Here is a 22,577-nt window from a genome sequence, read left to right as displayed (position 1 = left end):
GTATTACCAGGCCCGTCGGCGCCGCCGGCAGGCGGTCTGTGATCACGCGCCGACGCCAGCCCGCAGCGAGTCGGCGATGAACCGGACGACCTCACCGACCTGCATGTTGATGACCTTGTCGACGTCCATCTCGGCGAGGAAGCCGACGAAGTCGACCTTGTCGCCGTACGTGACCCGCATCCGGTCGGCGAGGGTCACGAACTCGATGCTCTCCAGCTCAAGGTCCTCGTTGAAGGAGGTGTCCATGGCGATCTCCATGTCCACCACGTACTCCTCGCCGATCACCTCCCGCAGCATCTCGGCAACCTCACCGAGAATCCGCGTGTCGAGGGCATCCAGCGCCGGGTCGGCCGGACGGAGGGTGTCCTGCATGGTCATGTGGTCTGCGCTCCTTCGTCAGGGGTGCTCAGGTCTTCCGGGTTCACGGGATCGGCGGCTGCGTTCGCTGGAGGTTCGGTCCGGCTACTCGCCGCCGACGTGGTCGCCGGCCTCGATGGCCTGGTCCGCCGGGACCAGCTCGGATAAGGCCCGCGGCAGGCGGGCCCGGGCGGCTCGCTCGACGGAGGGCGACGTCCAGGCCACGATGTGGTCACCGATCCGGACGGCGTCGCCGCCGCCGGTCTCCCGCCGCACCCGGCCCATGCCGTCGACGGTACGCAGCGCCACCCACCGTCGGCGCAGGTAGCCGGTCACAGTCCCCGCCCCGGCGGGGACCCGGGTCACAGTCCCCGCCCCGGCGGGGACCCGGGTCACAGTCCCCGCCGCCTCGTCACCGTCGGCGGCCTGGGCCGGCGCCGGGTCGGCAAGCACGGTGACTCTCAGCAGCAACGGCGGCTCGGCGTGTGCCGACTCGGCGGGGCGTGGCGGCGGCGACTTGATGCCGTCGGCGGTCACCTGGTCCGGCCCGACGATCTCCGGACTTCCGACGTCCAGACCGAGCTCGACGGCCAGGTCGGCGCCGGAGTCGCTCACGCCGGCGCCGACGGGGACGACCAGATCGACGACGAACCGGCGTGGCCGGCCCAGCAGCCCGGTGCCGTCCGCCTTGGCGACCGCCTCCTTGGCCGCCCAGATCCGGGCGAACCAGGCGGCCGCGGCCAGCTGGCCGGCCTCGTCCTCGCCGCCTGGGCCGGTCTCGGCCAGGTCCGCCTGGGCTGCCTCGGCGGGGGGCCGGACGGCGTCGGCGTTGTGCTTCGGGTCGGCGGCACCCGCGACCAGCGCGGCGTGCAGTTGACGCTCGGCCGGGGTGAGCCCGGCCGCGTAGGCCCCGGGGGTGCGCACCGCGACGGTCTCCAGGTCGATGCCGACGTCGCCCTCGGAGTCGACCAGCGCGACGGCCAGGTCGACCTTGTGCGCGATCGAGAGGTTGGGCAGCGGCCCGGCCGGGATGCCCGGCCGCTCCGGGACCTTGGTGATCACCGGGCGGCCGCTCGCGTCGTTGTCGACGGTGATCTCGATGCCCCAGACCGGCCCGGCGCCGCGGGCCCACAGCCAGCGGCGGACGGCGTCGGACGCCGCGATCCGGCCGAGCAGCCATTCGCGGGCGGCGCGCGGGTTCTTCCCGGTCAGCACCTGGCGGCGCCCGGCGTCCAGGAAGTGCCGGACGACCAGCTCGCGGGAGGCGATGTCGCGCCAGTAGTCGGGGACGACGACCCAGCCATCCGGGCGTGGCTCGGCGACGGTGTTGCGCTCCGGGTCGCGCATCAGCAGCCACAGCCAGGCGTTCGCGGTGAACCGTCGGTCGGTCCAGCCGGTGACCTCGCACCAGACCGTGCCGTCCGCCGCCCGGACCTCCAGGTCGGCCGTGACGGTCTTGGCCGCGATGTCGCGGATGCGGGTCACGCAGGTCATCCGGTCGCCGGGGGCCGGGTCGGGGCCGTAGAAGCGCATCTCGGTGACGGCCTGTGGCAGCAGCAGCGAGTCGACGTCGAGGTACTGGGTGGCCCAGTAGCCGTAGAGCTGCCCGATCGTGTCGAGCAGCGCGCCCGGAGCGCCGGTGACGACCAGCTGGCCGCGGGCGCCCAGCGGCGCGATCGCGTCCACGTGGGTGATGCCCTGGTAGCTGGGGCCGTGGAACATCCACCGGCCGCCGTAGAGCTCCGCCGCCTGGTGCGGCGACGGGACCTCGTCGGCAAGCCGCCCGTCTGGAGGCAGGTCCACGCTGGACGACGTGTGCGCGGGGGCCGCGGGGAAGGCGTCACCGAACACGACGGTCACCCGGGCGTAGCCGTCCATCGAGACCCGGACCGCGCCGTCGGGCAGCTCGGTGCAGGCGATGGTCACCTCGACCGCCGGCTCGATGGCGACCCAGCGCAGCGCCCGGACGTCCCGGACGGCGACGACCACCCGCCCGGGGGCGAGCGCCCGCGCCTCGTCGATCATCATCTGCAGCACGGCGGTCATCGGCATGACCGGGAAGCGGTCGGACAGGTCCTTCCAGCCGGGTGGCTGCCGGTAGAAGCAGTGGTCGATGACGTGCGGCAGCTCCGGCAGCGAGAGCGTCCGGCGCACCGTCCTCGTGATCGGGCCCGACCGGCCGACCGTGACCGGCGCGGCACGCGGCGGTGCGGGCGGCGCCGGCGGCGCGAGTGACGCCGCCGGTGCCTGCGGCGCGGCCGGACCGGCAGGACCAGCCGGGGCGGGCCGTGGCCTGGTCAGCACCGAACCGGGTGACCAGGAGGACGCGGCCGGCACCGTGGCCCGGCGCCGGTCCCAGCTGGCCTGGACGTCCGCGAGCACCGAGGCCGTCTCCGCCAGCGCCAGCCCGAGTTCCGCGAGCACCGGATGCTCGGCCGCCCCGGCCGCGGTGAGCTCGCGGTCGCTTCGACTGGCGGTGACGGCCCGCTCGGTCCGCGCGGCGGCGGGAAGGGGACCGTGGGCAGGCACGGCGGTGGGCCGGCCCACGGACGTGTGGTCGCCGAGCAGCGCCGCAGCGTCCGGCCCGAGTCGGACCATCGGCGAGCCCAGCCGCAGCAGCGCTGGGCGCCCGCCGCGCCGCGCCGGCGGGGCCGCCGGCGACGCGGTCTCGGCCGGCGCGCGGACGACTGGCTCGGCCACGGCCGGCGCCGCCGACGGGCGGTGGCGGCAGGGCAGCAGGTCCAGCCGGGGCGCGCCGCCCTCCGCCCAGACGGCGGCCGCGACCCGGCGCAGCTGGTCGAGGCCGGACCGCTTCGGACTGTTGGACACGACGGTCACGTGATCCGAAGCAGGCGCCTCGCCCGGCGCGGCCGCGTCGGCCCGAGCGCTCACGGCCAGCGTGTCGTCGACGAAGCCGGCGACGCTGCCGACACCGACCTGGACGAACATCCGGACGCCGTCGGCGTGCAGCCGCTCGGTGAGCTGGCGGAACCGCACCGGCTCCACCAGGTGGCGCACGGCCAGCTCGCGGATCGCTTCGGCGTCGGCCGGGTAGGGCTCGACGGTGGTCGCCGACCAGACCGGGACGTCCGGGCTGGCCAGCGGCATCGCGGCGATCGGCGAGGGGGCGAGGTCCAGGTAGGGCCGCAGGAACGGCGAGTGGAACCCGGAGCGGAACGGCAGCACCTGGCCGAGCACGCCCTGGGCCCGCAGCCGGGCCAGCGCCTCGGTGACGCTTGCCTCCTTGCCACAGATCACCGACTGGTGCGGGCAGTTGTCGTGCGACACGACGACGTCCGGCAGGCCGGCGATCGCCTCGGCGACCAGCTCCACGCCGCAGCCGACCGCGCCGAAGATGACCCCCGGCACCTCGACCGACCCGGGGTCGAAGCCGCCGATGAAAGCGTCGACGTAGTCGTTCGGGACCATGCCCGACGAGATCATCGCGTTCCACTCGCCGATGCTGTGCCCGCCGACCAGGTCGGGGACGATCCCGAGCCGGCGCAGCGCGAGGTCGAGCACCCGGCCGACCTCGACGCTGGCCCGGCCGTGCCCGCCGAGCACGCCCGTCTCGCCCAGGTCCGGCAGCGGCAGGTCGAAGTGCGCGCAGACGTCGTCGATCCGCGGGGCGAACTTGTCCTCCAGCCCGCAGAACAGGAACGCGAGCCGCCCGGCCCGCTCTGTCTCGGGCGCGCGCGGAGCTGGGACCGCGCGAGGGCCACCGGCGGCCGGCCGGTCGGCGGCGGGTGGCCAGCCGAGCAGCGGGTTCGGGGTGAACCACAGGTCGTTGCGGCCGCGCCACGGGGTGCCGCGCTTGACGATCGTGCGGGCCAGGGCCAGCCGGCGCGGCGTCGGCGCGACCAGCGCGAGCCGGCAGGGTCCGCCGGTCGGCGGGCTGGCGGCGTCGTCGCGGGCGAGCAGCTCCGCGTCGGGGACGGCGAGCTGGGCGGCGAGCTCGGCGGGCGTCGCGGCGGCGAGCAGGAGCACCGGCTCCGCGGCCGGGTCTGCCGCTGGTGTCACCGCCGGGTCTGCCGCTGGTGTCACCGCCGGGTCTGCCGCCAGGGCGACGGGGACGGCGACGGGTGCCGGGAAGGTGCCGGCCGGCGACGGGGCCGTCCGGTCGGGTGCCTCCTCCAGGACAGCGTGCGCGTTGATGCCGCCGAAGCCGAAGGCGTTCACCCCGGCCCGGCGCGGTCCGCCACCGGCCGGCTCGGCCCACGGCATCGCGGTCAGCACCGGGGCGAACCGGGTGCCGGCGAACGCGGGGTGCGGGTCGTCGCAGTGCAGCGTCGGCGGCAGGGTCCGGTTGCGCAGCGCCAGGGCCGCCTTGATCAGGCCGGCGGCGCCCGCGGCGGGCATCGTGTGCCCGATCATCGACTTGACCGAGCCGAGCCCGATCGGCGCCTGGCCCGGCCCCCCCGGGCCGAAGACCTCGGCCATGCTTTCGAGCTCGGCGGCGTCACCGGTCGGGGTCGCGGTGCCGTGCGCCTCGATCAGGCCGACGGCGCCCGGCGCGCGCGGGTCCAGCCCGGCGTCGGCCCAGGCCCGGCGGACGGCGCGGGCCTGGCCCTGCGCCGCGGTCGACATCAGCGAGGACGTCCGCCCGTCGCTGGCCATCCCGGTGCCGCGCACGACCGCCTGGATCGGGTCGCCGGCGGCCAGGGCGTCGGTGAGCCGGCGCAGCACCACCAGACCGACGCCCTCGCCGATGAGCACCCCGTCGGCGCTCTTGTCGAACGGCCGGATCCGCTGGGACGGCGAGAGCGCCCGCAGCATCGCGAAAGTGGACCAGAAGGTCGGCTCGTGCACGATGTGCGCCCCGCCGACGATCATCGTGTCGGCGCGGCCGAGGCGCAGCTCGCGGACCCCGGCGTCGACGGCGACCAGCGACGAGGCGCAGGCGGCGTCGACGGTGTACGCGGGGCCGCGCAGGTCGAGCCGGTTGGCGATCCGGGACGCGGCCAGGTTCGGGACCAGCCCGATGGCCGCCTCAGGCCGCTCCGGGCCGAGCTTCGCGACGAACGCGTCGTGGACCCGCTCGATCGCCTCGTCCGGCAGGTCCGGCAGCACCTCGCGCAGGGTCACGGCGACCTGGCGGGCGGTCTTGACCCGCTGCTCGATCCGGGCGAACGCCGGGCCGAAGTAGCCGCCGCGGCCGAGCACGACGCCGACGCGGTCGCGGTCGGCCAGCCGGTCGGCGCCACCCGCGTCGGAGATCGCCTCGGCGGCGAGGCGCAGCGCGAGCATCTGGTCCGGCTCGGCCCACTCGACCGCGATCGGCATGATGCCGAACTCGGTCGGGTCGAAGGTCGCGAGCTCGTCGACGAACCCGCCGCGGCGGGTGTAGAGCCGGTCGGCGCGGGGCGTCCCGGGCGGCGGGGCGGTCGCGGCCGCCTCGGGCCGGTGGAACTCGTCGTCCCAGCGGCCGGGCGGGGCCTCCCGGATCGCGTCGACCCCGCCGACGATGTTCGCCCAGTAGCGGTCCAGGTCACCGGCACCCGGGTACAGCGCGGCCATGCCGACGATCGCGACCGGCTCACCGCCGCCGCCGTCGGGACCGAGGTGGCCCGCCCTGGGGTGATCAGCCATGGAGGGCATCCGCCTCGCCGCACAGGTAGACGACCTGTGCCGGGCCCTGCGTCCCCGGGGCCTGGGGGCTGGACAGCTCGTGCAGCAGCGCCGCGACCCCCTCGGCTGGTTCGATCAGGCCGATCCCGCGCCGGGCGTACTCACGCTCCAGCTCGGCCGACACCATGCCGCCGCCCTCGGCGCGCCAGGGGCCCCAGTCGACGCTGACGACCCGGCCCGGGACTCCCGCCGGCTCGGCGGAGCCGGGCTGGGCGGTCTGCCGGTAGGTCCGGAACACCCCGGCGTGCGCGTGCGCGAGCGCGTCGAGGGTGTCGTTGGCCGCGGCGTAGTCGACCTGGCCGCGGTTGCCGAACACGCCGGCGACGCTGCCGAACAGGACGACGAACCCGGGCCCGCCGAGGTCGGGACCGCTCGGCGCGGCGGAACCGGTCTCGCGCAGGCAGCGGTCCCGGCGCAGGGCGCCGAGCAGCGCCCGGGCCCCGTCGACCTTGGTCGAGTACACCCGGGCGAACGACTCGGGCGTCTTGTCCCGGACCAGCCGGTCCTCCAGCACACCGGCGCCGTGGACGACGCCGTCGAGCCGGCCGTGCCGGGCGTAGACGTCGGCGACCACGGCCCGCACGGCGGCGGCGTCGCGGACGTCGACGGCGTGGTAGCGGACGCCGGCCGCGGTGCGCTCGAGCTCGGCGAGGGTCGCCCGGACCTCGCGCTCGGCGAGCAGCCGGGCGAGGCGGGCCTCGATCTCGGCCGGCTTGCGCATCCCCGTGGCGATCAGGGCGCGGCGCAGCGCCGGGGCGTCGAGGGCACCGGCGGTCGCCGGGTCCTCGGGGGCGGCGGGCGGCGGGGTCCGGCCGACCAGCTCGACGTGCGCGCCGGACCGACGGGCGATCTCCACCGCCAGCAGGGCGGTGATCCCGCGGGCGCCGCCGGTCAGCAGCACCACCGAGTCCGGACCCAGCCCGGCTGTCTCCAGCCCGGCCGACACCGGCGCGGCGAGCTCGACCGGGACGACCCGCAGGGCCGAACGGACGCCGTCGCGGTGGCCCACGACCAGCGGGGCGTCGGTGGCGAGCATCTCGGCGAGCAGCGACTCGGCGATCCGGCGCGGCGCGTCCTTCGGGTCGACGTCGACCACCCGAACGGCGACGTCCGGCAGCTCGTGGGCGAGCGTCCGGGCGAGGCCGGCGAAGCCGGCGCCGGCGGCCGGGCCGGGGTCCACGCCGGCCGCGGCGCGGCGGCCGAAGTCGCCGCCGAGGCCACTGGCGAGCACGAGCCGGCGGGTACCGCCGCCACCACCGGCGGCACGCGGGCCGAGCACCGCGGCCTTCAGCGCGGCGAACGCGCCGGGCAGTTCGGCGGCCGACCCGGTGCCCGCGTCCAGCGCGGCGACCCAGAGCAGCCCGTCGGCCGCGACGCCGCTGGCTACCTGGTCGGCCAGGTCGGGAGCCCCGGCGTCGAGCAGCCGGACCGCGGCGCCCGCCTGCTCCAGCAGGTCGGCGAGCTCCAGGCCGACGCCGAGGCCGCCCTCGACGACGGCGAACCGGCCGCCGGCCAGCGGGCCAGGCCCGCCCGGACGGGCGGCACCCAACCGAGCTAGCGCCTCGGCCACGCTCGGCGCGGCCGGCAGCGGGACCGGCTCGACGACGAACCTGCGCAGCGGAATCCGTGTGCTCGCGGCGGCGGCGGCCGGGGTGGTCTCGGCCGCACCCGCGGCGGCGGCGCTGGTGTGCGCGACGATCCAGTCGACGATCCCGTCCACCGTCTTGATCGCCGCCAACTCCTCCACCACCGACTCATCCAGCTCGCCACCCTCGGCACCAGCCAGACCCAGCCGACCCGCCAACTCCCCCAAAATCTCCGTCCGCTTGATCGAATCGATCGACAGATCCGCCTCCAGGTCAAGACCCGGCTCCAGCATCTCCGCCGGATAACCCGTCTGCGAACCGATCACCTCCACCACCGCGTCCAACACCACGCCACGGCCCACCGGCCGCGGGCCGGCGTCCAGCGTCGCGACGGCTGGCGGCGCGTCCGCTCGGGACGGGACATGCGCCCCGGGCTGGGACGAGCCGCCGCCGGACAGGCCGTTGCCAGACGAGCCGTTGTGCGCGGCGCCGTTGTGGGACGAGCCGTTGCGCGACGGCGGGGCTGTCGACAGGCCCGGGCCGGCCTGGAAGGGCGTGCCGAACCTGGCCGGAGTCGGCTGCGCGGGCACCGCGCCGGGCGGCACGACCCCGGCGGACGGCGTCACCGCGGCGGCGGAACCAGCCGCGCCGGCCGAGCCGCCGCCGTGCGCGACGATCCAGTCGACGATCCCGTCCACCGTCTTGATCGCCGCCAACTCCTCCACCACCGACTCATCCAGCTCGCCACCCTCGGCACCAGCCAGACCCAGCCGACCCGCCAACTCCCCCAAAATCTCCGTCCGCTTGATCGAATCGATCGACAGATCCGCCTCCAGGTCAAGACCCGGCTCCAGCATCTCCGCCGGATAACCCGTCTGCGAACCGATCACCTCGACGACGGCATCCAGCACCAGGCCGCGGGCGGGCGGCCCGGCGAGCGTCGGCGGCTGGGCGGCTCCCGCCGGGACGGAGCCGGCCGGGATCGGGCCACCAGCGGGCGCGGCGGGCCCGTCGGGGCCGGGCTGAGCGGTCCGGGGCGCGCGGGCGACGATCCAGTCGACGATCCCGTCCACCGTCTTGATCGCCGCCAACTCCTCCACCACCGACTCATCCAGCTCGCCACCCTCGGCACCAGCCAGACCCAGCCGACCCGCCAACTCCCCCAAAATCTCCGTCCGCTTGATCGAATCGATCGACAGATCCGCCTCCAGGTCAAGACCCGGCTCCAGCATCTCCGCCGGATAACCCGTCTGCGAACCGATCACCTCCACCACCGCGTCCAACACCACGCCACGGCCCACCGGCCCGGCGGGCACACCGTTCGAGGCGGTGGCGGGCGCCTGGGCGGCCACCGGCTCCACCGGCACGGCCTGCGCGGGGATCGCCAGCGCGCGCCCGGCCGGCTGCGCGCCACCCGGGTGGAAGGCCTGTGGCGCGACGCTCCCAAGGCCCAGGCCGTCGAGCAGGGCACCGTCGTGGCCCAGGTCGCGTGCGCCGCCCTGGCCGAGGTAGCCCAGCACGACGTCGCGCTGCGCGGCGACGAGGTCTCGCGTGGTCCGCAGGAACTCCAGCACGGCCGCGTCGACCGGCCGCGAGGCGTCCGGCTCGGCGGGCAACAGGACCGACCCGGGCGTGGCGGCCGGGACGAGCGGCGCGGCCAGCGACAGGACCGTCGGCGGCTTGAGGCCCCCGGCGACCGGACGGCCGTCCGCGGTGCGCACGAAGGCGCCGTCGACCAGCCAGCCGGGCCGGCGCGGCGCGTCGGCCACGGCGACGGCCTTGGCGTCCCGGCCGGCGAACAGCGGGGCGACGTCGACGGGGACACCCGCCGCGGCGAGCTCGGCGACGGCGAGGAGCAGCCGGCGCAGCCCCGGCTCGCCGGCGACGTCGGTGGCGACGGCCCGGTGCGGCCGGCCGGCGAGGATCTTGCCGACCAGGCCGGTGAGGACCCGGCCGGGCCCGACCTCGACGAACGTGCGGACCCCGGCGGCGTACATCGCCTCGACCTGCTCGACGAACCGGACCGGGGCGGCCACCTGGCCGGCGAGCGTCGCCCGCACCTCGTCCCCCGTGCCGGGGTAGGGCGCGCCGGTCGTGTTCGACCAGACGCGCGCGTCTGCCGGGCGGACGTCGAGCCCGGCGAGCACGTCGGCGAGCGTGGCGGCGGCCCCGGCCACGACCGGGCTGTGGAACGCGGCGGCGACCGGGATCTGCTTGGCGGTGAGGCCGGCGGCGGACAGCGCGGTGAGCGCGGCGCCGACGGCCGCGGTCGTGCCGGAGATGACCGTCTGCTTCGGTGCGTTCTGGTTGGCGAGCACGACCTGCTCGGCCAGGCCACCGGCGGCGGCGAGCGCGGCGCGGGTCTTCTCGGCCGTGGCGGAGACCGCGGCCATCGTGCCCGGGTCGTCACCCGCCGCGGCGAGGATCGCGGCGGCGCGCGCCTCGGAGAGCCCGACCAGGTCGGCCCGGTCCAGAACGCCGGCGACGGTGAGCGCGACCAGCTCGCCGTACGAGTGGCCGGCCAGGTCGTCGGCGCGGATGCCCAGGGAGCCCAGCAGGTCGGCCATCGCCAGGTCCGCGAGGCCGAGGATCGGCTGGGCGGCCCGGGTGTCGGTGATCGCGGCGGCCTGCGCGTCCGCCTCGGCCCGGCCGAACGGAGCCGGCGGGAACATCGTGTCGGCCAGGTGCGGGCCGTGGGCGAGCAGCTCGCGCAGCCGCGGGAACGCGACGAACAGGTCCGCAAGCATCCCCGGCCGCTGGCTGCCCTGGCCCGGGAACAGGAACCCGACCCGACCGGGCCCGGCGGTGTCGTCGGTCTGGTCGGCCCTGTCGGTCTGGTCGGCCCGGTCGGTCTGGTCGGCCTTGTCCGGCGCGACGAACAGCCCGGCCCTCGGGTCCGCCTGGAAGGAACGCGCACGGGCGAGCGCCGTCGGCAGCTCGTCCAGGTCGGCGACGACGAACGCGAGCTGGACCGGCCCGGACCGGTCGTCGGCGACCGTGCGGGCCAGGTCGCGCAGCCGCCACGGCCGCCCGGCGGACTCGTTCGTCTCGGCCAGCTCGGCGAGCCGGTCGAGCCGGCGGGCCGCGGCCGCCCGGTCCGCGCCGCGGACGACGAACAGCTCGGCCGGCCACAGGCCCAGCCCGTGGGCCGGCTCGGGCGCGCCGTCGTACGCGGAGAGCACGACGTGGAAGTTCGTCCCGCCGAAGCCGAACGCGGACACCCCGGCGTGCCGCTCGGCCGCCGGCGCCGCCCACGGGCGCGCGGTGCGCTCGAAGGCGAACGGGCTGGACCCGGCCTCCCAGGCCGGGTTGGGCTTGGTGACGTGCAGCGTCGGCGGGCGCACGCCGGCCGCGAGCGCCCGGGTGGCCTTGATCAGCCCGGCCATGCCGGCGGCGCACTTCGTGTGCCCGATCTGCGACTTCACCGAGCCGACGGTGATGCTGCCCGGCTCGGCGCCGTGCTCGGAGAACACGTCGGTGAGGGTCGAGAGCTCGGTCCGGTCGCCGACGACGGTGCCGGTGGCATGAGCCTCGACGAGGCCGACCTCGGACGGCGACACGCCGGCCCGCCCGTAGGCGCGCTCCAGCGAGAGGACCTGGCCGGCGCGGCGCGGCGCGGTGAGGCCGAGCGCCCGCCCGTCGGAGGAGCCGGCGACGGCCCGGACCACGGCCTGGATGCGGTCGCCGTCGCGCTCGGCGTCGGCGAGGCGCTTGAGCACGACCACCGCGACGCCCTCGCCGAGGGTGATCCCGTCGGCGGACGAGTCGAACGAGGCGCACTTGCCGCTGGGCGACAGGGCGTGCACCGAGGCGAACATCAGGAAGTCGTTCAGGCCGTTGTGGGTGTCGGCGCCACCGCAGAGCACCATGTCGGCGTTGCCGGCGGCGAGCTCCTTGCAGGCGGCGTCGAGAGCCGCGAACGAGGAGGCGCAGGCGGCGTCGACGGTGAAGTTCGACCCGCCGAGGTCGAGCCGGTTGGCCACCCGGCCGGCGATGACGTTGGCCAGGATGCCCGGGAACGAGTCCTCGTCCAGCTCCGGCAGGTGGTCGTCGAGCTCGGCCGGCAGGTCGCCGAGCAGGGCGCGGAAGCCGGCCCGCAGCCCGTAGGCGCCCGAGAGGTCGGCGCCGGCCTCGGCGCCGAACACCACGGAGGTACGGGACCGGTCGAACGCGCGGCCGGCCCGCCGGCGGCCGCCGGCCTTGTCCTGACCACCGATCCCGGTGTCGTAGCCGGCGTCCCGCAGCGCCCTGGCCGCGACCTCCAGCGCGAGCAGCTGGCCGGTCTCGATGCTGCGCAGCGAGCGCGGCGGGATGCCATAGGCAAGCGCGTCGAACGGGATCGGCGGCAGGAAGCCGCCCCATTTCGACGGGGTCATCTTCCCGGCGTCCTTGACGAACGCGTCCTCGGCGTAGAAACGGTCCGCGTCGAACCGGTCCGCCGGCACCTCGGTGACCGCGTCGACGCCCGAGACGATGTTCGCCCAGAACGTCTCGACGTCCGGGGCACCCGGGAAGACCGCCGCCATCCCCACGATCGCGATGTCCAGCGGCCGGGCGGTCTCGCGGACCGCGGCCACCGACCGCGCCGCCGCGTCCCGCCGCGTTCCCTCGTGCGCCGCGTCGGTGCCGGCCTGGGCCGGGACCTCGGCGGCGGCCAGGCCCAGCTCGGCGGCCCGCCGGGCGAGCGCATCCCCCGCGCCGGTGGTGACCTGCTCGTGCAGTGCCGGGACGGTGGTCCGCTCCGCCCGCAGCGCGGCCACCTGGCCGATCATGAACATGCCCTCGGCGGCCTGGGTCGCCGGGTCCACGGTCACCAGCGCGCCGCCGTCACGACGGACGCCCTTGCTGGCGATCCGCAGCCGACCCAGGTTGAGGCTCTCCAGCTCGGCCCACATCTCCTGGCGGCCACGCCCGGCGGCGGCCAGGTCGGCCCTGGCGGCGAGGAAGGTGTCGACGAACGGCGAGCGGACACACCGGGTGGCGTGCCCGGGCGACGTCTCCAGCAGCACGGTCCGCTCGCAGGCCAGGGCCGCGTCCTGGAAACCGGCCTGGATCGCGCCGGACGTCACCGCCTCGTCCGTGAACAGGTAGGCGGTGCCCATCAGCGCGCCGACCTTGGCGCCGCGGGCCGCCAGCGGCGCCGCGACGGCCGCGACGGCGGCGGCCGACGCCTCGTCGTGCACCCCGCCGGCGAACAGCAGGTGCAGCTCCTCGAAGAACGTCCCGCCGGCCCGCTCGCCGGCGGCCAGCAGGCCGGCGACCTGGGCCTCCCAGAGCGCGAAGCTCGCCCGCGGCCCGACGTGCCCGCCGCACTCCCGGCCCTCGAAGACGAACTTGCGGGCGCCGTCGGCGACGAACCGGTCCAGCAGCCCCGGCGAGGGGACGTGCAGGAACGTGTCGATCCCGGCGGCCTCCAGCGGCGTGGCCTGGGCCGGCCGGCCGCCGGCGATCAGCGCGCACGGCGGCCGCACCGCCAGGACGGCCTCAAGCTGGGCGTTGCGCACCTCCGGCGGCGCGAAGCCGAGGACGCCGACGCCCCACGGCGCGTCACCGAGCAGCTCGGCCGTCTCGGTCAGCAGCGCCCGCGACTGTTCGCCGGTCAGCAGCGCGAGCGCGAGGAACGGCAGCCCACCGCCGTCGGCGACCGCCTTCGCGAAGGCGGGGACGTCGCTCACCCGGGTCATCGGGCCCTGGGCGAGGGGGTAGCGCAGGCCGCGCGCGGCGGCGAACGGCGCGCCCGGCGCGAGCGGGCGCAGGCTGGCCGCGGTGGCCAGCTGGTCGCCGATCGCGGCGCGGACGGCGCCGACGACGCCGCTGGCGGTGACGTACAGGTCGGCGAGCGGGCCGGCGAAAGCCCCGTCCTGACCGATCGGGAGCAGCTGGGCCCGCAGGTCCTTGGCGCCCAGCCGGGTGGCGATCTCGGCCGCGGACGGCGTGGCGCCGGTGCCGGCGGGCAGGGTGCCGTCGGAGGCGATCTCGCCGCCGGTGTCCCGCAGGTCGGCGGCGGTCTCGCCGGTGGCCCGCGGCCGGGCGGGATCGTTGGCCGGGGTGGCGGCCAGGCGCGCGACCGGAAGGTCGGGGCGGATGTACACCCGGTGGTCGCCGAGCAGGGTGGTCTCGCTGCCGTCCATGGCCCGGATGGCGCTGGCCACCTCGGCGGGCAGCTCGACCTCGCGGACCAGGGCGAGCTGGGCGTCCAGGACGACGCCGGCCGCTCCGAGGGCGACCGCGCCGGCCGCCGAGTGCGGCCCGATGCCGCCGGCGGCCCAGAACGGGGCCGGCGCGCCGGACCGGGTCGTGAGGCTCGCGGCGCGCAGGTGCTGCAGCAGTGTGAAGGTCGTCAGGTCGCCGACCAGGCCGCCGGCCTCGCTGCCGCGCGCGACCACGCCGTCCGCGCCGGCCGCCAGGGCCGCGCGCGCGCCAGCCACCGAGGTCACCTCGACGAGCACCCGGCGCTGGGCCGCGGGGCCGGCCGCGCTGGCGACGTCCCACTCCGCGGGCTCGGCCGTGCCCGTGGGCCGCGTCGCGGCGAGCAGGTCAGGGTCGGCGAGCAGGACGGTGTCGACGCCGGCCGGCAGGTCCGCCGGGCGCAGCGGCGCCGCCGGGCCGACGCGGACCGCGAAGGCGTCACACCAGCGGGCGGCGTCGGCGAGCGCCCGCCGGGCGCGAGTGGCGTCGCGGCCCAGGTCCAGTACTCCCAGGCCACCCGCCCGCTCGACCGCCGCGACCAGCGCCGCGTTCGGTTCGGCGAACGGGGTCACGACGGCGACGAGCTCCCGGGCCGCCGTCGCCGGCGCGGGCAGGGTGCTGGCCGTGGGGACCGACGCCGTTGCCGCGTCGCCCGGCCGGGTGGGGCGGACTGGGTCGCGCTGACTGGAAGTCCTGGTCATCGACTGGTCCTCCTGAGCCAGTGACGCCCGCGGCGACACCGGAGTACGGGCTGCGGGTTGACGGCTGCCATCCCGCCGCGACGGCCACGCCCCAGGCCGCGCCGCTGCGACCGAACGGGCTCGCCGGACAGGCCTGTCGTGGGCATCATCACCGCGCCGGTTTCGCCACCGGAGCAGCGGGCCCTCGGCCGATCGCGCGATGACGCGCGGGCGGGCCAGTACGGGCGTGCGCCACAGCCTTGGTCATCTCGAAAAACAACGTCTCCAGGTGCCGTACTACGGGCGCGACCGGCTTGTCCGGACGCACCCGGGTCGGTTTCACGCGGGTCCCCGGCTACCCGTCCCGTAGGTACGACGCGTAGCCGAGAAGCTTCCTGGGAATTCTAGCCGGCCGCAGAGTGATCTCTGCGCGGTGGCACCGGCTGAGCCTGGTGGGGCTGTACAGACCATGCCTGTGCGTGTCCAGGCGGTCAACCGATAACGATCGTGCCGCCGCACTGCCGCGCCGTGGCCGGCGAAAGATACCGGCATCCGACGGCGAATCCGACGCGGTCGAAGCGGCCACTCTCGGCGGTTGAAGCACCGCCGCGCCGTTCCTTCCGAATGAGTCCGCAGACACCGTCCGACGTTTCCCTGTAACTTTTCGCCATAGCGGGTGCGGAAAAAGTTTCCTTGCCTGACACAATCCCGGGCAACAAATTCATAACGCGAGTCCACAAAGCAAAACGACCTACGCCCGGAAGGGGCGGTCGAACGACGCGGCGGCGCGGGGGGTGGCCGTGGCGGAGGCCGTCATCCCAAGGCGGCACGCCGCCGCGGACGTTTGGCCCTTGCGTGTCCGCGCGACACGCCGGTCCACGGCAAACAGTCCCGCGGCCGACCTCCGGGCTACATCGGGGTGGCACGTTCCAGCTAGTCAGATCGGGGGGTTACGCGCGAACACCGTGCGTGCCGACCCGCGGGGCGTCCTCGACCTCGCCGCCTTGCCCCGCCAAATGCCGGCAGCCGACGCCGAGAACGGCCACGGCGTTCACGACGGTCGGCAATCGGACCTGGGGCCGGGTAGCCGCCGGAGGCCGTTCATACCCGACTTGGCCTGCGGCGCGGCCGGGCGGGGACGGCCCAGCGACCGTGCGTGCCGCAGGTCGGGGCTTTCCGTGAACGCCGGCGATATTCGGTCGTTAACCGCAAAAAACCAGACAAGACAGGCATTCAGCCCACGGGAGGGTGGGGGTCCCCGCCGGGGTACCCCCGGGCCGGGCGCCGGGCCTCGCGGGCCTCGGCGCCCGGCGCCGGCTCACTCCCGGCCGGTGCTCGCGACCGGCGTCGACGGGCCCATCTCACGCTGCCAGGCAAGGGCCAGCTGGGTCCGGTTGGTGCAGGCGGTCGCGACCAGCGCGTGCGTCAGGTGGTGCTTGACGGTGTCGATGCTGATGCACAGCGCCTCGGCGACCTGCCGGTTCGAGTGCCCCTCGGCGACGAGCCGGACCACGTCGCGCTCCCGGGCGGAGAGCTTGGCGGTCACGGCCGGGCCGGTGTTGGCGCGGACGTGGAACCGCAGCAGGTTGCCCAGATGGCGCCCGAGCACCGCGGCGATCGCCCGGTCGCGCGGGCCGAAAGCGCCCGGCCGGGGGTCCAGCAGGGAGATCACCGCGCCAATGTTCGCCGGCCCGGCCAGCCTGAGCAGCAGCTCGGAGTGGATGCCGTGGGCGCGCAGAAAACGTTCCATACGCAGCCGGATCTCCGGCCGGGCCGGGTTGCCGACGTCCTCCAGGGTCACCAGGCCGCGTTCCCGGATGAGCCGGAGGCTTTCCGGGTCGGAGAACACCTCCAGCCCGCGGTAGCGGTCCAGGAACGGCCCGGCCATCCGCAACGCGAGCCCACGGCCAGACGGGCGCGGGTCCTGGAAGGCGGCCTCCAGGGTCGGCCCGAGGAAGAAGGCCGAATTGCGGTATCCGAGATGGCGGGACATGGCGTCCAGGACGGCCTCGCGGAACGCCGGCAGCGTGGCGGCGCGCTCGCAGTCCTCGACGAGGCGCAGGATGCCGCGCAGCTCGGCCGCGCCGAGGGCGAGGTCACGCGGCGTCTGGCCCGCACGCGGGCTCAGCTGGGTACGAGCCTGCATTCCGACCACCGCCGGCCGAACCGGCTGAGCTCCCATTCCGGCGCCGCGTACCCGGTCGACCGCGGCGGACGACGAATTACCCACCATCGAGGCGTTCGCGATCGGCGGGTTCCCGGCCGAACCTGGATGCCGGTGAACCGCCGCGCCGTCGACCAGCGGCGCTGGTCCGCGCAGGACAGCGGAGGGTGTGTCGATAGTCACCGGTCTTGGCTGGCGACGAAGGTGAGACATTCCGGCTGTACCGACCAAATCGGTATCCGTCTCGCCATCAAGCATGTGGTCGGTCACGCCCGCCTCCGGGTCCGGTCGACGCCAGGCTTAACTGCACAGGTAACGAGGAGTCCGGCGGTCGCGGCGGGCGTCATGGGCCGCCAGAGCGCCGATGCGACGATCGGCGCGGAGGGCTCGGCGTCCCGGGTCGAGGCCGCCGGGGTATTACCGACCAAGCTGGACATGTTGGGTCAGCGTAGGGGCCCCCTCGGGGGCACGCTAGACGCCGGGCGGGACTTTTTACCCCTTGCCAACCTTGACTCGGGCTTTCGAGATCAACACAGGGCCTAAAGTCCTATGAGAGCGCTCTCTGTCTATCGAGAGTAGCGACACAGATGCAAGCGGTAGTTGTTGATCGCATTCCGACTACCCGAACGGGCTAGTTACGCTCTGCACACATGGGCCATTCGCAGCACCGCTGGCACGACCGGGCCAACGCGCCCGCACCCACTCTGTGTAACAGGTTGCTACCGAGGGTACGGTTCCCGGCGACACGGTCCGCCCGTTCCGACCCGTTCGGTCGCGGCACTCACCGTGCCCGCGACCGGGTCCCGCGCCAGGCCGACGGACGTCCGCCCAGCAGAGGGCGGCACGGCGTCCGCCGGCCGGCGGCGAGCCGGAACCGCGGCCCGAGAGGGGTGAAGAACGGTGACCATCGGCTCGTCGATCTTCATGATCGTCGTCGGCGCGATCCTCCGGTACGCGATCACCTGGCGGGTTCAGGGCCTGAATCTCCCGGCACTGGGCCTGATCCTGGCGATCGCGGGCATCGTCACCCTGGTGCTCCGGCTGATCTGGCTGTTCAACCCGGGCCTCGGCGAACGTGAGCCGCGCCCGCCCACCGGGCTCCCGGGCGAGCTGGGCGACTGGACGGTCCATCCCGCGAACCTGCCGCCCCCGGCCGCGCCACGGCCGGCGACCACCGGGCCCGACGCGTGGCGGCCGGGCGGCCTGCGCCCCTAGGACGGCCGGCCGGCGGCGGCGCCCGGCGCGGCCAGGCGCCCGCCCAGCGCCGCCATCTAACTACGGTGCGTCATCGTTACGGATGGTGACGCACCTGCGCCGAGCCGGGGCGCGGACCGTCCGCGGCCCCATTCGCCCATACCCCGCCAGAGCGAACAAACAGGTCAGAACCGCCGCCGCGGCCGGCGGCGGCCAGAGCCGCGCGTCGAGTCAGAGCAGATGCAAGTCAGAGCAGATGCAGGGCGCGGGCGCGGTGCACGGCATCGCGGCGCCGAGCGACGTCGAGCTTGCGGTAGATGCTTTTCAGATGCGTCTTCACGGTGTTGACCGAGACGTACAGCTCCGCGGCGATCTCGGCCGTCGTGAGCATGGTCGGCAGGTAGCTGAGCACCGCCAGCTCACGGTCGCTCAGCCGGTCCGCCCCGCGCCCGGCCCGGCCGGCCGACGGCTGGCCGGCCTCGCGCTCCGCCGGGAACGGGGCCAGCCCGCCCGAGACCAGCCCCGTCTCCGGGCCGACCGGCCGCGCGGCGCCGGCCTGCCCACGGTCGGCGGCGTCTCGAGGGATGAGGCCACGGCGGTCCGCCATCGCGGCACCGGGTGGGTACCGTCCTGGCCCGCCGTGCGGCAGGGGCACCGGCCGTGCCGGCCGGACGGACGGGTCCGGCCGCCCTGTCGGCGACTGCTCGCCCCGGGCGAGACCGTTGGCGGCCAGCGGCGGCGGCTCGGCGCCGACGTGGCTGAAGTCCTCGCCCGCCGCCGGCAGCCCGCGATCATCCAGGCCGCCCGGGTGGCCGTCGGCCAGCAGCGGCGCCCGACGGGCGGTCGGCACGGTGACGGCGCCACCGCGGTCGAGTCGAGGCGCGTTCGAGCGCAGCGCGGCCGCGCTCGGCGGGCCGGTGCGCGCCCGGGTCTCCGCTGACCCGGGTCTGCGGGCGCCGGGGGGCCGGCGCGGCACGTCCCGGGTGACGGCGAGGCGCAACGCGGCGACCAGGCCCGGCGCCGCGTCCGGCAGCCCGGGGTGCGCGTCGGTCAGCGTCATGATCTCCGGCCCGAGCTCCAGGAAGGGCCGCACCAGCAGCTCGTCCTGGGCGAGCGCGAACGCGCGGGCGAGCAGCCCGCCCGCCTGCGCCCCGTCCCCACGCCGCGCCGCCGCGACCGCGCTGATCGCGCACGCGGCGACGACACTCGCCGAACCGCCGCCGTCCGCGCGCAACAGCGGCGCGACCGCGAGCGCCGCCTCCGCCGCGTCTCCCTGCGCCAGGTGGGCGCGTCCCCTGGCCAGCCGGGCCGCGGGCCGCTCGCGACGGCCGGCCGGATCCGGTGGCCCGAGCAGCCGCAGCGCCGCGTCCGGGTTGCCGCCCGCGACCAGCAGGTCCGCCTGCGTCGCCTCCCGCACCAGGGCGAGCAATGCCGGTGCCTCCCGGGCCGGGAAGGCGGCCAGGGCGCGCCTGGCGGCCCGCAGGTCGTCCCCGGTCCGCCGGCCGAGCCGCAGCCAGGCCCGCAGCAGGTTCACCAGGTCGGGCAGCTGCCCGGACTCACCGGCGGCGTGCGCGGCGAGGTCGGCCCAGCCGAGCCCGCCAGCGGTGTCCCCCCGATGTCCGGCCGCGGTCGCCAGGGCCAGCAGCGCCTCGGCGACTCCGGTGAGCGCCGGCGCCTCGGCGAGCCAGGCAAGCCGATCGGCGTCTACCTGGCCGTCATCCGCGGCACCGCGGGGTGCGACCGCATGGCCGAGTACCGCGGCGCCGTCGCCGGAACCCGCACCCAGTGCCAACGCCCCCGGTCCCGGGGCCGAGCCGTCCGCGGCGGGCATCGCCGCCCGGGCTGGGCTCGCGGGACCGACCTCGCGCAGCCGGATGGCGGCGGCGAGGGCGCCGGCCGCGGCCTCGTCGGCCTGCCGCAACCGTCCGCGCAGGGCATAACCGAGCGCCAGCGCGCCCAGGCAGCCGACGGTGGCTCCACCCAGCCGGGCCCGTCTGGCCTCGGCGAGCGCGACCCGCAGGGCGTCCTCCGCGGTCTCGAGCCGGCCGCGCCACAGCTCGGCGCGGCCACGGGCGGCCAGCGCGAGCGGCCGCAGGCCGTCCGGCAGACCGGCCGCCGGGCCGAGCTCCGACGCGACGCGCACCCGCAGTACCCGGCGGGCGGCCGTCAGGGTGGCCTCCACGTCCCCGGCCAGCTCGGCACGGCGCAGCTCGACGGCCTCGATCGCGACGAGCAGGACCCGCCGGGCCGAAGCCGCCCCGCCGGCGCTGTCCGCCGGGTCCGGCGGCCCGGCCTGGCCCTGACGCGTGGCAACGGGCCCGCCGGAGCCGGCCGGCGGGAACGCGGCCAGCCGCGAGCGGGCCAGCTCCAGGTGTTCTCCGGCGGTCGACGCGTCACCCGCGAGCACCCGCGCCAGAGCGGCCGTGATGGCGCATTCCGGGCCGAGCCCGGCGGCACGGTCCGGGAAGCCGCCGACGAGGGCGGCCAGCTCGGGCAGCTCGCCCTGCAGGATCAGCGGGACGGTGCCGCGCGCGACCAGGCAGGCCAGGTAGCGCCAGTCACCGGCCCGGCGGGCGTGGCGCGCCGCGTCGACCAGCCGGCGGTTCGCCGCGTACCAGAGCGCGGCGCGCAGGTTGAGCTCGGCCTCATCCTCGGCCGGGTCGCGGCGCAGGGTCTCGCGCAGCATCCCGCGCAGCAGCAGGTGGTACCGGTACCAGGAGGTCGGGGCGACCGCGACCGCGCCCGCGGAGCAGCCATCGTCGGCCGGGGCGGGGCCGGCCACGGCACCCGCGCCCGGCGAATCGGTCCCGTAGCCGAACTCGCCCGGGTAGCCGGCGTCGGTGACGGCCGGGCCGTGGGCCCGCGGCGCGGTGGCGAGCGGCGAGGCGAGGATGGCACCGGCCGCGAGCTCGGCCAGCAGCCGCGCTCCGGCGGCCGGCTCGGCCGCGACCACGTCGGCCAGCGGCGCGCACACCGCGTCCAGCACGCTGGTACGCAGCAGCAGGCGGCGCACCGGCGCGGGCAACGTCGCGAGCGCCTCCGCCCGCAGGTACTCGGCGACCGGCGCGAACGCGGCCGGCGGCAGCGGAGGCTCGGTGCCCGTGTCCCGGTCGGTGTCCGCCAGCTCGCCACCGGCGGAGGCCGGGGCACCGACCCTGGCCGGCCCCGTCCCCGCGGTCACCGCCACGAGTGCGCGCGCGCCGGGCACCAGGTTCTGGCTGGCGGTCAGGGCGGCGAGGTCGGCGGCGGTGGTGAGGCCCGCGGCGGCGAGGCGCACCCCGGCGGCCCAGCCGGCGGTCGCGGCCAGCAGGCCGGGGGCCGCCACGGCCGGCACCCGCATCGCCGCGAGCAGCCGGTCGGTCTCGGTGGCGTCGAACGCGAGCAGCTCAGGGCCGATCTCGGTCAGCTGGCCGGCCGCCCGAGCCCGGTGCGCGGAGACCGGGACCCGCCGGCCGCAGAGCACGAGCCGCAGCCCGGCCACCCCGGCCGCGAGCAGCTCCAGGCCGGCGATGTCCGCCGGGTCCCCGATGAGCCCGAGGTCGTCGACGATCAGCACCAGCGGCTGGGGCCGGCCGCCGGCCAACGCGTCGAGCAGCTCGCGGCAGAACAGGTCGCTGGCACCCCCGGGCACCGGCGGGCTCAGCCGGGCCAGTGCGCCGTCCGGGTCCGCCTCGGGATGGGCGCGCAGGGCCACGAGCAGGTGCTCCCAGAGGGAGGCCCGCGCGGCGGGAGTTCCCCCGGCGGGAGCCGCCGGGGGCAGGCCGGTGGCCGCCGGCGTCCCGTCGTCGGTCCCGGTGGGTGCCGGGGCGACGTCGGTCGCCGGGTCGACCTGGAGCCAGACGACCGGCAGCGCGTCGCGGCGGGCGAGGTACCAGGACGCGAGCAGGGCCGTCTTGCCGCAGCCCGCCGGCCCGCGCACGATCGTCAGCGCCTGGCCGCTGGCCGCGTCGAGAAGTTCCCAGAGCCGCGGCCTGGGTATGTGCGGAACGGGCAGCGCGGGCGGCGTGAGCCGGCTGCGCAGCGGGCGCAGGCCCGCCGCCGCCGCGCGGGGTTCGGGCCTCGTCGTCGCGCCCACCAGACCTGTCGGCCGGCCGCGTCCAGGTCCGCCCGGGCCTTCGCCCTGCTCCCCTGGACCGTCGCCTGGCCTTCCGGGACCGTCGCCCTGCTCTCCGGGAACGTTGTCACGCTCGCCCGGCATCCCACCACCCCCCAGCTCCCACCGTACGGTAGCTGTGAGGTCACTCTCTGTCGCGGTCGCGGGTCGCTACCCGCGGCTTTCGCTGGCGCCCGCGACCGCATTGACCGCCTCTCCTGGCAATCCCGGGGAGGCGGTCCAACCCGGCCGAACCAGGGGCGAGCCCGAGCCAAGGCAGCTCGGGGACCAGACGCGTCAGGCCGCGCAGTCCGAGCAGACCGTCCGGCGAACGTCGGCGAGCTGGCTGCGGTGGTGCACCAGGAAGCAGCTCGTGCAGGTGAACTCGTCCGCCTGGCGCGGCAGCACGCGCAGGGCGAGCTCCTCGTCGCGCACCTCGGCGTCCGGCAGGTCCAGGTCCGCCTCAAGGGCGTCCACGTCGTCGCCCAGGTCGGCGGCCGCGCCGACCCGCTGCGCCTTCAGCGCCTCCAGGCTCTGTTCCTGGAGGTCGTCGTCTCCATCGCCGCCGCGCGGGGCGTCGAAGTCTCGAGCCATGCCTCTCCTTTCCTTCCGTCCGTTTCCGACTGCCGGTGGCGCCGGCCGCGAGGCGGCCGGACACCAGGGGGTCCCACCAGCAGGGGGACGAT

7 protein-coding genes are annotated in these 22,577 nt (G+C 76.3%); 1 reads left to right on the top strand and 6 read right to left on the bottom strand.

The genetic code is table 11. The features are described 5' to 3' along the window. Window positions 1-42 precede the first annotated feature (42 nt). From FRAEUI1C_RS06085 to FRAEUI1C_RS06070, 4 genes are all read right to left on the bottom strand, one after another. Window positions 43-378 (bottom strand): phosphopantetheine-binding protein, encoded by a 336-nt coding sequence (locus FRAEUI1C_RS06085; RefSeq protein WP_013422409.1) that lies wholly within the window; start codon window positions 376-378, stop codon window positions 43-45. A gap of 84 nt (window positions 379-462) precedes the next feature. After that, the gene (locus FRAEUI1C_RS06080) at window positions 463-5,946 is read right to left on the bottom strand and encodes a type I polyketide synthase (RefSeq protein WP_013422408.1); all 5,484 of its coding nucleotides are present in this window, start codon (window positions 5,944-5,946) and stop codon (window positions 463-465) included. After that, entirely contained in the window at window positions 5,939-14,461 is an 8,523-nt protein-coding gene (locus FRAEUI1C_RS06075) for a type I polyketide synthase (protein ID WP_013422407.1), read from the bottom strand. Before FRAEUI1C_RS06075 ends, FRAEUI1C_RS06080 begins: the two co-directional genes overlap by 8 nt. 1,297 nt (window positions 14,462-15,758) lie before the next feature. Then, window positions 15,759-16,787, bottom strand: coding sequence for a helix-turn-helix transcriptional regulator (locus FRAEUI1C_RS06070; protein ID WP_232425318.1), 1,029 nt, complete (start codon window positions 16,785-16,787; stop codon window positions 15,759-15,761). A gap of 717 nt (window positions 16,788-17,504) precedes the next feature. Here FRAEUI1C_RS06070 and FRAEUI1C_RS06060 point away from each other — a divergent pair. Further along, entirely contained in the window at window positions 17,505-17,819 is a 315-nt protein-coding gene (locus FRAEUI1C_RS06060; RefSeq protein ID WP_013422404.1) for a hypothetical protein, read from the top strand. A gap of 226 nt (window positions 17,820-18,045) precedes the next feature. Here FRAEUI1C_RS06060 and FRAEUI1C_RS41555 read toward each other — a convergent pair whose 3' ends face one another. Both FRAEUI1C_RS41555 and FRAEUI1C_RS06050 read right to left on the bottom strand, forming a co-directional pair. After that, window positions 18,046-21,873: a helix-turn-helix transcriptional regulator gene (locus FRAEUI1C_RS41555; RefSeq protein WP_013422403.1), complete on the bottom strand. Its 3,828-nt coding sequence runs from the start codon at window positions 21,871-21,873 to the stop codon at window positions 18,046-18,048. Between the two features lie 315 nt (window positions 21,874-22,188). After that, entirely contained in the window at window positions 22,189-22,485 is a 297-nt protein-coding gene (locus FRAEUI1C_RS06050) for a DUF4193 family protein (RefSeq protein WP_013422402.1), read from the bottom strand. Window positions 22,486-22,577: the final 92 nt, after the last annotated feature.

Source organism: Pseudofrankia inefficax (assembly GCF_000166135.1).
GTDB lineage: Bacteria > Actinomycetota > Actinomycetes > Frankiales > Frankiaceae > Pseudofrankia > Pseudofrankia inefficax.
This window is presented reverse-complemented; position numbering and strand designations above follow the sequence as displayed.